The sequence below is a fragment of the Bdellovibrio bacteriovorus genome, assembly GCF_048286975.1.
In the GTDB taxonomy this organism is placed as follows: domain Bacteria; phylum Bdellovibrionota; class Bdellovibrionia; order Bdellovibrionales; family Bdellovibrionaceae; genus Bdellovibrio; species Bdellovibrio bacteriovorus_H.
The window spans coordinates 238,178-250,214 of the sequence record NZ_JBLVRT010000002.1 but is presented as its reverse complement, the minus strand read 5'-3'; the positions used below and the strand labels follow the sequence as shown (position 1 = coordinate 250,214).

The 12,037-nt window shown below is 50.4% G+C and carries 11 protein-coding genes; 7 read left to right on the top strand and 4 right to left on the bottom strand.

Annotated elements, in window-relative coordinates:
- Positions 1-43: 43 nt before the first annotated feature.
- Positions 44-949 carry a hypothetical protein gene (locus tag ACNQKP_RS09495; protein ID WP_417864396.1) on the top strand — a complete coding sequence of 302 codons (906 nt, stop codon included), beginning with the start codon at positions 44-46 and terminating at the stop codon, positions 947-949.
- 71 nt (positions 950-1,020) lie between these two features.
- Here ACNQKP_RS09495 and ACNQKP_RS09490 read toward each other — a convergent pair whose 3' ends face one another.
- Positions 1,021-1,743: a rhomboid family intramembrane serine protease gene (locus tag ACNQKP_RS09490; RefSeq protein WP_417864395.1), complete on the bottom strand. Its 723-nt coding sequence runs from the start codon at positions 1,741-1,743 to the stop codon at positions 1,021-1,023.
- 54 nt (positions 1,744-1,797) lie between these two features.
- On the bottom strand, positions 1,798-2,193 hold the full coding sequence (locus tag ACNQKP_RS09485; RefSeq protein WP_417864394.1) for a hypothetical protein: 396 nt from the start codon (positions 2,191-2,193) through the stop codon (positions 1,798-1,800).
- A 301-nt stretch (positions 2,194-2,494) separates the two neighbouring features.
- Here ACNQKP_RS09485 and ACNQKP_RS09480 point away from each other — a divergent pair, with 301 nt between their 5' ends.
- Positions 2,495-3,124, top strand: coding sequence for a hypothetical protein (locus tag ACNQKP_RS09480; protein ID WP_417864393.1), 630 nt, complete (start codon positions 2,495-2,497; stop codon positions 3,122-3,124).
- 6 nt (positions 3,125-3,130) lie between these two features.
- Here ACNQKP_RS09480 and ACNQKP_RS09475 read toward each other — a convergent pair whose 3' ends face one another.
- Positions 3,131-3,793, bottom strand: a complete 663-nt coding sequence (locus ACNQKP_RS09475) for a hypothetical protein (protein ID WP_417864391.1) — start codon at positions 3,791-3,793, stop codon at positions 3,131-3,133.
- A 171-nt stretch (positions 3,794-3,964) separates the two neighbouring features.
- Between ACNQKP_RS09475 and ACNQKP_RS09470 the strand changes: the two genes are divergently transcribed.
- On the top strand, positions 3,965-4,612 hold the full coding sequence (locus ACNQKP_RS09470) for an HD-GYP domain-containing protein (protein ID WP_015091488.1): 648 nt from the start codon (positions 3,965-3,967) through the stop codon (positions 4,610-4,612).
- A gap of 35 nt (positions 4,613-4,647) precedes the next feature.
- Here ACNQKP_RS09470 and ACNQKP_RS09465 read toward each other — a convergent pair whose 3' ends face one another.
- Positions 4,648-5,451: a DUF1338 domain-containing protein gene (locus tag ACNQKP_RS09465; RefSeq protein ID WP_417864389.1), complete on the bottom strand. Its 804-nt coding sequence runs from the start codon at positions 5,449-5,451 to the stop codon at positions 4,648-4,650.
- 138 nt (positions 5,452-5,589) lie between these two features.
- On the opposite strand from ACNQKP_RS09465, the gene ACNQKP_RS09460 reads away from it, so the two are divergent.
- The 4 genes from ACNQKP_RS09460 (at position 5,590) to ACNQKP_RS09445 (ending at position 11,987) form a co-directional block, all read left to right on the top strand.
- The gene (locus ACNQKP_RS09460; protein WP_417864388.1) at positions 5,590-6,606 is read left to right on the top strand and encodes a M14 family zinc carboxypeptidase; all 1,017 of its coding nucleotides are present in this window, start codon (positions 5,590-5,592) and stop codon (positions 6,604-6,606) included.
- Positions 6,593-7,333: an alpha/beta fold hydrolase gene (locus tag ACNQKP_RS09455; RefSeq protein ID WP_417864386.1), complete on the top strand. Its 741-nt coding sequence runs from the start codon at positions 6,593-6,595 to the stop codon at positions 7,331-7,333. The genes ACNQKP_RS09460 and ACNQKP_RS09455 overlap by 14 nt, the downstream gene beginning before the upstream one ends.
- Before the next feature lie 342 nt (positions 7,334-7,675).
- Complete coding sequence (locus ACNQKP_RS09450) at positions 7,676-8,938, top strand: transposase (RefSeq protein ID WP_417864385.1); 1,263 nt, start codon at positions 7,676-7,678, stop codon at positions 8,936-8,938.
- Complete coding sequence (locus ACNQKP_RS09445; RefSeq protein WP_417864383.1) at positions 8,928-11,987, top strand: hypothetical protein; 3,060 nt, start codon at positions 8,928-8,930, stop codon at positions 11,985-11,987. Before ACNQKP_RS09450 ends, ACNQKP_RS09445 begins: the two co-directional genes overlap by 11 nt.
- The last annotated feature ends 50 nt before the right edge of the window (positions 11,988-12,037 follow it).

The following is a 12,037-nucleotide window of genomic DNA, read 5'->3' as shown; positions in this document are numbered from 1 at the left end:
ATAAGAGTTCGATTTTTAACAAAACCTATAAGGGGGAACCATCATGAAAAATGTTATGCGCGTAGTTCTTGCGTCTGTAGTTGCGACGAGCTTTGCTGCCTGCGGCGGCGGAGGCGGTGGTGGCGGCGGCGGCTCTGCACCAGTTATCTACTACCCATATGAAACAGTATACGGTGACGTGTGCCAAACTCAGGAAGCTTCTCCAGGCTGTACTTTCCTGAAATCCACTGGCGCTCGTATCAAAGTAACCGACGATCCTGATTACAACAGAGGCGGCTACGGTTCTGACGATCTTTGGTATGTTAAATTTGATTCCAACGGTAAAGCTGCGGTTTACAACGACCTTGGCGTGTTCCAGTACTATGCTAACGTAAGCGAATTCGCTGGTTATGTTGGTGGCACTACTATCGGTGTGGGCACAACTGGTTTCTATTGGGAAGATATCTCCAGTGGTACTTACTGGTTGGGTAAAAACGGCGTTCTTTACAATGCGAACTCCGGTGAATCCAACTACGGTCAAGCTATCAATGACAAAACTTCTTCTTCTGCTTCAGACACAAACTTTGCTGCTTTGAACTCTGATGCAAATAAAGAGCTTGTTAAAATGGCTTCTGATCGTCTGATGAAAGAATACGGCTTCAAACAAGACAAAGCGGTTGCGGTTGCTTCTGCATTGAACTCTTGGGCAGTTGCTGCTGCTGAACGCGGTACTACTTCTGAAAAAGACATGGACAAGACTTTCAAAGCTGTCTTCGGTGTTCAGTTCTCTGACGCTTTGGCTGCTGCTAAAGATCTTTCCTTCGGTGACAACTCTGGCATGCAAGACCTGACAAACAGATCTGCTGCCGCGTTGGGTTTGAAACCTCACCAGGCTCAGAAGTTCATGAAGGGCATGTACAAAAAAGCTCTTGCTAACTGGGGTTACGACGAATCCAGCTTCAACTGGTAATTGTCTTCTTAACTTAAATGTTGTTGTAAAAGAAGAGGCTCCCAAAAGGAGCCTCTTTCTTTTTTTGTGAACTAAAGAATCTCGGGGGGGACATTCCTTGGTTCTTGCAAGCCGTCTTCAGAGGGGGAGTCCTCAACAACCTGCTCAATAATAAGAGCTTTCAGGAAAGTCTTCCGGTTAACGAAATAATAAACAGCTCCGCTGGCAAGTCCCAGCAGGAATCCATACCAGTGCGCCAGATAACTGACTGAAGGGTCAAAGGCGGAAGCGGGGAAGAACACCCCCAGGGCCACACCGCACGCACGCAGCATTCGCTGAGTCTTGGTTCGCTGCTGATCCAGTAACAGATATAAAATCAACCATGCGGCCCCCATCCAGTAAACCACACCGCTGATACCGACCAGCTTTACCGCCGGGTCATAACTTAATAGAGTTAAGTAATTGGTGAAGCCCCCGATAAATAAAGCCGCCACGGGGAAGAACCACAGACTGAAGTAACCGCTCAGGAAGTACCCCAGAACAAAGATACCCAAAGAATTCGAAGCCAGATGCCCCAGATCCGCATGGGCAAACAGGGCCGTCCACAGACGCCAGTATTCGTGGTTCTTAAAGACCGCGTCGCCCGAGGCTGGTAAAAGGGCCCCAATGCCGCCCCAGTTGCGCCAATAGACGACGGACATGGCAATCAGGGTAAACACGCTCCAGGCCGCTATAAGGCTTGCACGGAAGTGAGGACGGCGGCTGAGCCACGTACGGCGAACGACCAGAAAGCTATTGGGGGACGTGGACTGCATCGAAACCTCCGAAGCTCAAAGGTGGGTCGGGAACCGGAGATGTCAAGATGCTAATTAGTGACCGCGGGAAACGCGAACCTTGTTGATAAGCATTTTATCAGGAGCGCCGTCTTTGTCCGCGAATGTTTCGTATGAAATCACGGTCTCGCCATAGTTAACACCATCGATCAGATGCTGGATGTCCAAGTGGCATTCAAAGATCCCGTCATAGCTGATAAAGATGCAGTTATTCTTGATAGTCGCAGAACCCTGGCCTGCAGAAATCATCGCGCGGGACAAGATTGCAGACAGTTTTTCATCAGTGCGAACGTCACCTTCCAGAGTGATGGCACCGGCGCTGTCGATCAGAACTTCCAGGGCTTTTGCATTCGTTTCAGAGGAAGAAAGGCCTTTGGCGAACACGGGCAGAGTGATCAGCATGGACAAAGACAGAATCATCAGTTTTTTCATTTACGAACTCCTGTTTTATTCCGCTTCGTTGAACCGCGGATCAGTTTCGATATCCAGTTAAAAATTGGCAAAGGTTCGACACCTCTATCCAGCAAAGCGGGTGCCTGCCTTAATTGAATCCTGATGGATTTGAAGCCCAATAGAGTGTCTATTCAGACATTTTTTGTCAGCGATAACCCGTTCGGGTGAACCCTCTGCGAACACTCGGCTGTATTCTGAAGAAGAGAGTTTTTGGTCATGACAGAGTCTGGAAACTCTGCTGAAACAACCAGTATCCTGTTTTACGTTGCATAGAGGATTTATGGGCTTCGCGGATTTTAAAGTGCTGTGTGAGAAGTTAAGTCAACTGCTGCGCAAGGAAGGCGTCAGCATCCACCCTTACAAAGACAGCTCTTTGCAGTTCTTCAACTCGCTGACACCCAGTCAGCAAGAGCGGGCTTTCAAGACCCTGCGCGATTACGTTGATATCTGCGAAAGTGCGCAGGCCGAGCAGTCCTCTTTAAGGGACTCTGAACGGTTTTGCCGCCGGGCCCTTGAGCGCTGGGGCCTTTCGATTGCCTCGGACTTTTTTCTGACCGTGAAACCTGAAGATTGTGTCGAGATTTACACTGACGAAGGTTTTCAAATTTTCCGTAATCTTCGTTTTTTTGAAATGAGCAGCTATTCCGTGGAAGAGCTCTATTCTGTCGAGTGGTGGAAGCTCTTTGGCCGCGATCCTCAGGTGACGGAAAAGCTTTTTTCCATGTGTCTGCAGACTCTGCAGGGTCGCATTCCCGGCACCTTGATTTTTGATATTGGCGAGCACGAAGTATGGGAAAGTAATTCTGAGGAAAAACGCCGCTTTTTGATTCACCCGAAAGTGGGTTCGGCGTTGCACCGCGAAGGCAAGATCCTGGGCTTTTTAGTCGCCCAGGGTGTGCGCAAAGTTTGATTATGATTAGAAGTAACCCATAAGGCCGGCTTGCATTGCAAGTCCAGATACCACGTTGTCAGAAGCAACCCCGCCGGATTGTTTTTGATAAACGTATCCGCCATCAAGACGGAAACCGACATTGCTGCCCGTCGGGAACCACTTCACAAACGGACCTGCGAAGAATTCCATGATGTCGCGTTTTGATCCGGCACCGTTATCCAACTGACCGATATCAAACAAGCCGCCCAATCCATAGATGAAGATTTCACCCGGAGTGTTGGCGATCATGTTGTAATCCGCCCAGCCGCCGAACTTGAAAAGGGTGCTGGTCAGGCTGCCAGTGGCATCTGCGGCATAGGAAGCCAAAGGACCGAACTCATAGGTCGCATAGTTCCAGCCAAAACGGCCCGAAATCGCAATATCTGTTTCGTTAGATGCGCCTGCGGCATCAGACTTTGTGTTAGTCAGGTCAAAGGAAACGGCGATCAAGTATCTGCGCATGGACTGGCTCATGGTGGTGTCGCCAAATTCATCCGGGGCCAGCTCATAGACCTGTCCAGGGGCCAGGCTGCCGCCAGAGAAGTCAATAATGGCCTGGCTGCCTTTCACTTTGCGAACTTTGATTTTTTGCGCAAAGGCGGAGCTGGAGAAAGCCAGCAACAGGATCAAAAGAAAGCACTTTTTCATAAAACCTCTTCAAGTCATACAAGATGGATATCAAGACCAAAGTCTTCCAACCACGGGCAAAGCTGTCAACGAGAAGTTGTCTCGGAATGAGACGTAAAACTTTCTCGAGTTTAAGTAAATGGCGCGTTTAGCCGAACAAAAGATGGTAAACAGGGGAACAAAGGGAGTGCCATGTCTTCTTCCTGGGGAAACATTCCAACTTGGGCTTACGATGCCGCCCAGGCGCTGATGCAGTCATTGAAGGTCGTGGACCCTTTGACGTATGCCCATTGCTGCCGTGTCGGGGAAATGTCCCGCAAGCTGGCGCGCGATGCAGGCTTGAATGAGTATCAGCAGAAGCTGGCTGAATTTGCCGGCCTTTTCCATGATATTGGCAAAATTGGTGTGCCTCAAGAGATCATCGCCAAGCCGGGCAAGCTGACAGATCAGGAATATGAGCTGATGAAGTGTCATCCGGTGCTGAGTGAAGAGATCATCAAGCCATTGGCAACCCATGATTTCTTTGCTGAGATTCTGCCGGGCATTCGCGGACATCACGAACGTGTCGATGGCCGTGGTTATCCGGACAAAAAGAACGGCGACGAGATTCCCTTGATCGCGCGTATTATCCTGGTGGTTGACACCTGTGATGCCATGTCCGAAACCCGCGCTTATCGCAAGGGCCTGCCGATGGAAGTGGTGTACGAAGAACTGAAGCGGTGTTCGGGCACGCAGTTCGATCCGCAATTGGTGCAGATCTTCCTGAAGGCGCACGAGCACTGGAAGGACCAGAAGCAGGATCAGGACACTCTGAATTACCTGATCAAAAAAATCGCATAAAAAAAAGGCCGGTTTCCCGGCCTTTTTCATTTGCACTATTTCTGTTTATTCGTGCTCTCAAAGATCTTGTCAGCAGATTTTGCGACAAAGCCCTGATACAGCTGGCCGTTATCCAGTGCATAGCGTTTTGCGAACTCATAGTAGCAGCCCGGAATATTGTGGGTGCTGCCGTCGTCGAAGTTCACCGGAATTTCAGAAGCCATGGTGGAGCTTTGCTCCAGATAGTCCGCTTTGGTCCCTTTGATTTCGCCGCCGGATTTGTTCAGCGTATAGCCTTTGTCCTGGACGAATTTGTTCAAAGTCGGCAGATCGTTGAACTTGTTCAGTTTGTTCACGTTGACCGTGAAGTGGTTTGGACGGAAACCGTAAGCCGCCACCCAGGAAGCGTATTCGGATTCTTCCGCCAATTTTGCGTAAGTTTCCCAGTTCACTTTCCAAGGGCGTCCCGCCATGGCGAAAGTTTCGCTTTCAATCACAGAATCCGGAACCTGTGCCACCAGTTGGTTCACGGTTTCACGGATGAAAGGGGAAACCTTTTCAAGCTCCAGCTCACTGATGAAGATTTTTGGATTGTCCATGTTCGGGTGTTCGTAGTGTTTGGCGTAAAGCTTTTTTTCCACGAACGTGTATTCACCTTTTTCAACGTAACCCAGTTTTTTGAAGTGTTTTGCCAGGGATTCGATACCCAGGCGCGGGTGGTTGAAGGTGCGAAGAGCGATGTGGTCATTCAGCACCGTTTCACCTTCAGCGGTGAAAATGTCATAAATGCGTTTAGCTGCAGGGTTCAGTTGGCAGTAATCCACCCACATCTTTTGCAACAGAGTGTCCAGATTCATCATGGCGATCTCCTAAGTATTGATTCGGCACTGACGAGACTACCCCTCTTGTCAGAGTGGTGCAATCCTTTAATGGCCGCGAGCGTTAAGCGTTGGACACGGTGGAATTATCGCGAACAATAGGGGGCTCTGGGGAAAAGAATGACAACATTGCCTGAGATCCAGCAAATCGAGAAAAAGATCGCGCAACTGGGCTCCACCGCCCGGGCGGAGATTTTGACTCATAGTCAGTTCGAAGATCTGCGTTTTCCAATCTACAAAGTCTCTTTTGGCAGTCAGGACCCTCAGGCACCGGTGCTGGGTTTTGTCGGTGGCGTGCACGGACTTGAGCGCATCGGCGCCCAGGTCTGTGTGGCCCTGATGAGCTCGTTGGCCGAGCTGTCCCAGTGGGACGAAAGCATTCAGCAGACACTTGAAAAAGTCCGCATCTTTTTTATTCCGACAGTGAATCCGGTGGGCATTTATCGCAAAACCCGATGCAATCCTCAAGGTGTCGATTTGATGCGCAATGCGCCCATCGACGCTGACAATCCACAGTTTTTGCTGGGCGGTCATCGCTATAGCAAAAAACTGCCTTGGTATCGCGGGGAAGAGGGCGCGCCGATGCAACTGGAAGCGCAAACCCTGGTAGACTGTGTTCAGAAGGAAATTTCGCAAAGCAAATTAGCCATGACTTTGGATCTGCATTCAGGTTTTGGTCTGCAGGATCGTCTGTGGTTCCCGTATGCCAAAACCGTGAAGCCGTATCCGGAACTGCATCTGTGTTACGCGCTGAAAGACCTTCTGGATCGCACGTATCCGCATCACTTTTATCGCTTTGAGCCGCAGGCTCAGAACTACACCACGCACGGGGATCTGTGGGATTATCTGTACGACAATCATCGCGCTAATCCCGGCAACGGCATCTATGTGCCGCTGTGTCTGGAGATGGGGTCGTGGTTGTGGGTGAAGAAAAATCCGTGGCAGATTTTCAGTGCGGAAGGCCCGTTCAATCCGCTCAAAGGTCATCGTCACAAACGCACACTGCGCCGTCATAACACGCTGATGGAGTTTTTAATCCGCGCGGTGAATTCACCGCAGGCATGGGCAACGCAGAATCAGGAACAGGTCCGGCAGCTTGACACCCGGGCCAGGGAGCTTTGGTATGGCAACATCTAGAAACTGGCTATTACTGCGTGGACTGGCGCGCGGAGTGGGACACTGGGGATCTTTCGCTGAAAAAATTCAGCAGCATTTTCCCAATGATAAATTCGAGTTTTTGGATCTGCCGGGGAATGGAAGCCGCCACGAAGAAACCAGTCCGATCAAGATTTCAGAATACGTCAAAGACCTGCGTGCGCGTTGTTCTTATGTGCAAAAAGGCGAACCGTTTCAGGTGCTGTCGGTCTCTTTGGGCGCGATGATCACCGTGGAATGGATGAAGGAATACCCTCATGAAATTCGCAAAGCCACTTTGGTGTGCACAAGCTCTGGCGGTTTTTCTCCGTTTTATCGTCGCTTTATTGCCGGCAACATTCCCAAGGGTCTGAAGCTGATCGGTCGCGAAAAAGATGAAACCTTCTGGGAAAAAACGATTCTTGGAATGATCACCAACAGCCACGAACGTCGCGAAGAGGAAATCGGCGCGATGATGGAATATACGAAACAGCACCCGATGAACCCTCAGAACGTGATTCGTCAGATGCTGGCGGCGTCTCGTTATCGTTTTCCGGATTCGGCTCCTGGTGACATTCGCCTGCTGGGCAGTCACGGGGATCGCCTGGTTTCACCAACCTGCACTTTGAAGATCGCGGAAAAGTGGGGAGTGCGCGCGGAAATGCACCCATGGGCTGGGCATGATGTGCCCATTGACGACCCGCAATGGCTGCTGGAGCACTTGCTCTAAAACACCTGTTTTTACACAGGATTTCAAAGGAAGTTTTTTCAAACAGAGCGAGGTTTTTTTACCATCAGCTCGCATATAATCGTTCTAGAGCCCATCAACGCGTGGCTCCGTTGACTCCGACAGCCTTTTCTTATTTTCTATCCCCTAGACTTTTATCCAGAGGCGGATGTGAGTAGTAGGACCTATTTGGCCGCGATGCTTTTGAGCGTTGTGGTGGTTTCAAAGTCCAAGGCACAATCGACGAGCTTGAAAATTCCTCAAGCCGAAGGGGTGAGCTCTATCCAACAGCCGCAAGTCTCGTCAAAACCGGCAACGGTGTATGGCCAGATCAGGATGGAGGGGATGCAGTATCTGACCCCGATTCCTGAATCTCCGAATTTGACGTACAGCCAGCTTCTTTCCGCTCGCCTTTCCGGTCTTAAAGAAACTTCCTGGATCGACTTTGCCGCCGACATCTCTGGCGGGACCTTCTTCACCCGTGGACAATCTCACTTCGTTGTTTCTGAGGCCTATGTGGCTTCCAAGAAAGCGCCTTTCCGTGCGTTTGCCGGTCGTAAGAAGCATGACTGGAGCGAGATGGACCGCCGCTGGCAGTTGGGTCTGTGGCAGCCGAAGTTCGCTATTGACACCCTTCGTCCCGAAGAACAGGGGCTGACGGGGTTGTTTCTGGATTACAACACCAACGGTTGGCAGATCGTGGGGTTTGCCTCTCCTCTGTTCATTCCAAGCATGGGCCCGGACATTCGTGAAGAGGGTGGCGGACTGGTTTCTGACAGCCGCTGGTATCGTGCTCCATCGCGCGACTATGACTTCAACAACAACATCAACACCATCCAGTATCAGCTCGACATCCCGGATGCTGCCAAGCTGACGGCCAATGGTGGTGCTGCGATGATGGGCCGTCTGGGCAGTAAAGAGCGTGGTCCTTGGGTTGTTGTCAGCGGTGGTTATCTGCCGGTGAACGAACTGATTCTGAAGCGCAAAAACTTCAAAGACGTTTCTGAAGAAAAAGTAGATGTGACGGTGTCTCCGGATGTCACTCATCACATCATCAAATCCATCGACGTGGGTTACACCCATGGCCGTATGAAGGCTTCTGTTTCGTATCTTGAGGACGATCCCATTGAAAAACGCCCGGATGATCCAGAATGGTCCATCCAGAAGCTGGAACCAATTCGTGCGTATTCCGCGGCGTTTGATTTCTCTTTGGCGGATTTCCTGGCAAAAACCTTGGCCTTCCAGGTCGAGTACCTGAAAATTGAAGGCGGTGGCATCACGGACATTCAGTCCAACGGTCAGCCGGATGACTTTACGATGTTTGATGATCGTTTGAAATTCACGAACGCCCTTTCCTTCCGTGTTGAAGGGCAGCTGGCAAGCTTTTTCAATCGTCCGTTCGTGACCCGATTCAAGTACTTGTATGATTATGATCAAAGAGGCTCGTTGTTGAACACCGAGTTCCTCTATTACCCAAGCCAAAAGTGGGCCGTGGTCGTCGGAGGAGACGTTTTGGGCGTGCAGGATGAAAAGCACGATCCATCCGGATTCCTCAACCAATATCGCGCGAACGACCGTTTCTACGGGGGCATGACTTATGTTTTCTAAATGTTTGAAGGCCGTTCTGGCATTGTGTCTTGTCGCGGGACTTGCATCCTGTGATTCCAAAGTCGGTGAAGAGCCGCCTCCTCCTGAATCTCAGGAATTCGGCGGCACCCAGTGTCTGACAGACGCGAAACCTGTTGCCAAAGCCTTCGTTGTCGGTGACGCCAAGAAGGAAGAATTGGAATCGGCCTGGGATTGTATTGGCAGTGCTGTTGAAAAATTCAAACGTTACGTGCGTGGAAACACCGCTGATCGTTACACGGCTCAGGAGCTGGCAACCTTCCTTGAAAAGAACTTCCTGGATCCAAAAGACAACGTCGTTATTTCCCAGCAGCTGCAGACCGAGTTCATGAAGCTGAAGCAGGTCTTCGTCGGTGGCAGTCGCGAGTACCTGACCCGCAGCGAACTGGATAAGACCATCGCTTTGGTTAAAAGTCTTCGCACAATCACGGTGAATCTGAATCCGTACATGAAAGTGATCTCTCTGAACTGGGAGGTTTCTGAAACTCCGAATATGCAAAGTGATGTTCGTCACTTTGAAGAAGCCAATAAAGAACTGCAAAATGCCGCCCGTATGCTGGCGTCTTTGATTGAACAAAATGCGCAAGGCTACAACCTGTCAGACTTTGTTGTTCTGATGCGAGAAATGGGGCAGTTCTTCGGCGAAAAATGGGAATTCCCGTCTGTTATTCAGACGTACATGCCGGTCATCAAAAAAGTGAAAAAGGCCCTGGCGGGTGGGGATGAAAACTCCATCACTCCGAATGAATGGCGCCGTTTCACTTTGTTGGGTGCCCGTGGTTATGTGCAGTTCCTGCGCTATCACTACTTCATCAAGTCTGTTCCTGAAACGGGCACCGGATACCGTCTGGGTTATCTGGCACGCACGGTGGAGGACGTTTTGTCTGTGTTCCAGGATCTGGTGGCGGAAAAGCCTGAGGGCGTTGTTTCCCGCGACGAGGTCTTTGACCTGTTAAAAACGCTGGAAATCGTCTGGCCGGAATTTAAAGTGTCCTCGGGATTGGTGTTTGAAGGCATGAAGGTCAAACAACTGTTCTTTGGCGGCAGTGTTGATTCCCTGACAACCACAGACTTTGAAACGGCACGATTGAAAGTCAGCCGCATTAAAACGCTGATTGAGCGTTTCATGCCTTTCTATTCCATTTACGGTCGTGAATGGGATCCAGACATGTATGATGCCGATGAAGCGCAGAAGCTCTTCATGGAGTCCCAGTTCGTACTGGAAGCCACAGTGCGCGAAGCGGGTGTTCTGTTTGAAGGGTCTTATGACCTGAATGACCTGAATAATATCGTGCGGGAAATCGAGATCCTGTATCCTCCGAAAGAGGGTCGTGGTCTGGCAGAGCAGGTGAAAAGCTATCTGCCGCTGGTGATCGATGCCAAGAACATGGTTCTGGGCGGCAATGATTCATCTTTGCGCAAATCCAACTGGAGTGTGTTGCTGGGCTTTGCTGCGCGCGCGTATTCAGACTTCCTCTACTATCAGTACTTCCTGATGGGCGAATCTCTGCAGCAGCCGGTGAATTTAAGCTACTTCTCTGTTTTCGGTAATCAGACGCTGAACATCCTGCGTGATCTGTTGCTGGTGAAAAAAGAAAACCAGTTCACCCGTGTTGAACTGAACAAAATTATGAAGCACCTGATTCGCTTGGAGCTGGTGCCGGGTGCGATCAATGAGCAGTCTGCTGACAAGCTGCTTAGCGTGGTTCTGAATAATATGCTGGTGGCACCGGAAGCCCGTTTGTCCGGTCATAAGCCTGATGCCTTGACTTTGACTTCTGTTGAAGTGGGTCGTAAGGAAATGCAAATCTGGATCGACACCGAGCTGATGTTTGCCCAGATGGCCGAAGGCTGGAAACCGGAAGAGGGTTTGACAGCCAAGGACCTGCTGGCGGTGTTGAAGAAAACCGAAAAGAACCTGGATGCCCACGCCCTGCCATTGCAGGCAGCGCTGACAGAACTGATCTTGTCAGTGGAAAGCCCGGTTCCAATGACCACGGACTATCGTGGTTTTGTGATTATCTCGAACAAGTTTGAACAGCTTTACACATTTAAGAGTTTGCGCGACCTGAACCGCAACCGTGCGGTGGCGCGTTTGCTGATTCGTTCCTTTGCCAATGATCTGAATCGTATCAATACGTTCCAGGGCGCGACCTTGCCGGAAGTGGAAGGGGCGTTCAACGAACTTAAATCCATCTTTGTGGAAATGGGTTTGTTGGATCCGAAGAACACATCCTTTGCGTCGTCGCGTTTCCGTGAAGCCAATATCTTTGTTCCGCACTCCGACGGGAATGCCTTGGCTTCCCAAGCCGAAATCACCGATCTTATCGGTATGATCTGGTCGGGTGTGGGTATTAACTCGCGTCTGCGCACCGAGCTTGTAAAGAAGTGCTTTGGTCGTGATGAGGAAGTGACTGACAACAGTCTGGTGACTTTAAGCTGTGCTCGCGCGGCTTATAAAGACGCTATGCCGGTGATCATGTCGGCGACGCCGGAATACATCAAGTTCATGAAGAAGGCCTCGGCCGATGAGTGGGCTTATTATATGAACAATGTCTTTATGGCGGCAGGTTACATTCCGAATGACAAGAATCTGGCGAAGATGGGGGACATTGCCCTGACTCCGCACGTGATTCAGTACGTGGAAATGGTCTTTGCCCGCTTTGATAAAAACAAAGACGGTTTCATTTCCACCAGTGAAGCGATCAAAGCTTATCCGGCATTTAAAGGTCTGCTGAAAGAGCTTGCCGCCGATCAGCTGAAAAGCGGCGTGCTGAAAGAAAAAGACCTGCTGGATGTTTTCACGTTCATTCTTCGTTATGGCAAACCGCCAACGACGCTGATGGAGCAGGCAAGATTCCTGTTCAAGTGGAAGGGCAAGCAGGACAAGTGGGACGTGTGGGCGGACCGCGTGCAGCTGGCTCAGATCCTGGGTTATATCGCCGAACAGGTCAGCAAAAGCCCAAGTGCCAAGTTGGTACAGGAGCCAGCCTCTCAGGATGCTCTTGAAAAAGCCGCAAGCCAGCTTTAGTTCAGAACCAAAATCAGAAAAAACAAAAGCCCCTGAAAAGGGGCTTTTTT

What these genes read in the sequence shown, in the direction of transcription:
- ACNQKP_RS09470 (WP_015091488.1), top strand. Translation starts at nt 3,965, where the DNA reads ATGTCTTCTTCCTGGGGAAACATTCCAACTTGGGCTTACGATGCCGCC.
- ACNQKP_RS09465 (WP_417864389.1), bottom strand. Translation starts at nt 5,451, where the DNA reads ATGATGAATCTGGACACTCTGTTGCAAAAGATGTGGGTGGATTACTGC.
- ACNQKP_RS09450 (WP_417864385.1), top strand. Translation starts at nt 7,676, where the DNA reads ATGCAGTATCTGACCCCGATTCCTGAATCTCCGAATTTGACGTACAGC.
- ACNQKP_RS09445 (WP_417864383.1), top strand. Translation starts at nt 8,928, where the DNA reads ATGTTTTCTAAATGTTTGAAGGCCGTTCTGGCATTGTGTCTTGTCGCG.
- ACNQKP_RS09475 (WP_417864391.1), bottom strand. Translation starts at nt 3,793, where the DNA reads ATGAAAAAGTGCTTTCTTTTGATCCTGTTGCTGGCTTTCTCCAGCTCC.
- ACNQKP_RS09480 (WP_417864393.1), top strand. Translation starts at nt 2,495, where the DNA reads ATGGGCTTCGCGGATTTTAAAGTGCTGTGTGAGAAGTTAAGTCAACTG.
- ACNQKP_RS09490 (WP_417864395.1), bottom strand. Translation starts at nt 1,743, where the DNA reads ATGCAGTCCACGTCCCCCAATAGCTTTCTGGTCGTTCGCCGTACGTGG.
- ACNQKP_RS09495 (WP_417864396.1), top strand. Translation starts at nt 44, where the DNA reads ATGAAAAATGTTATGCGCGTAGTTCTTGCGTCTGTAGTTGCGACGAGC.
- ACNQKP_RS09455 (WP_417864386.1), top strand. Translation starts at nt 6,593, where the DNA reads ATGGCAACATCTAGAAACTGGCTATTACTGCGTGGACTGGCGCGCGGA.
- ACNQKP_RS09485 (WP_417864394.1), bottom strand. Translation starts at nt 2,193, where the DNA reads ATGAAAAAACTGATGATTCTGTCTTTGTCCATGCTGATCACTCTGCCC.
- ACNQKP_RS09460 (WP_417864388.1), top strand. Translation starts at nt 5,590, where the DNA reads ATGACAACATTGCCTGAGATCCAGCAAATCGAGAAAAAGATCGCGCAA.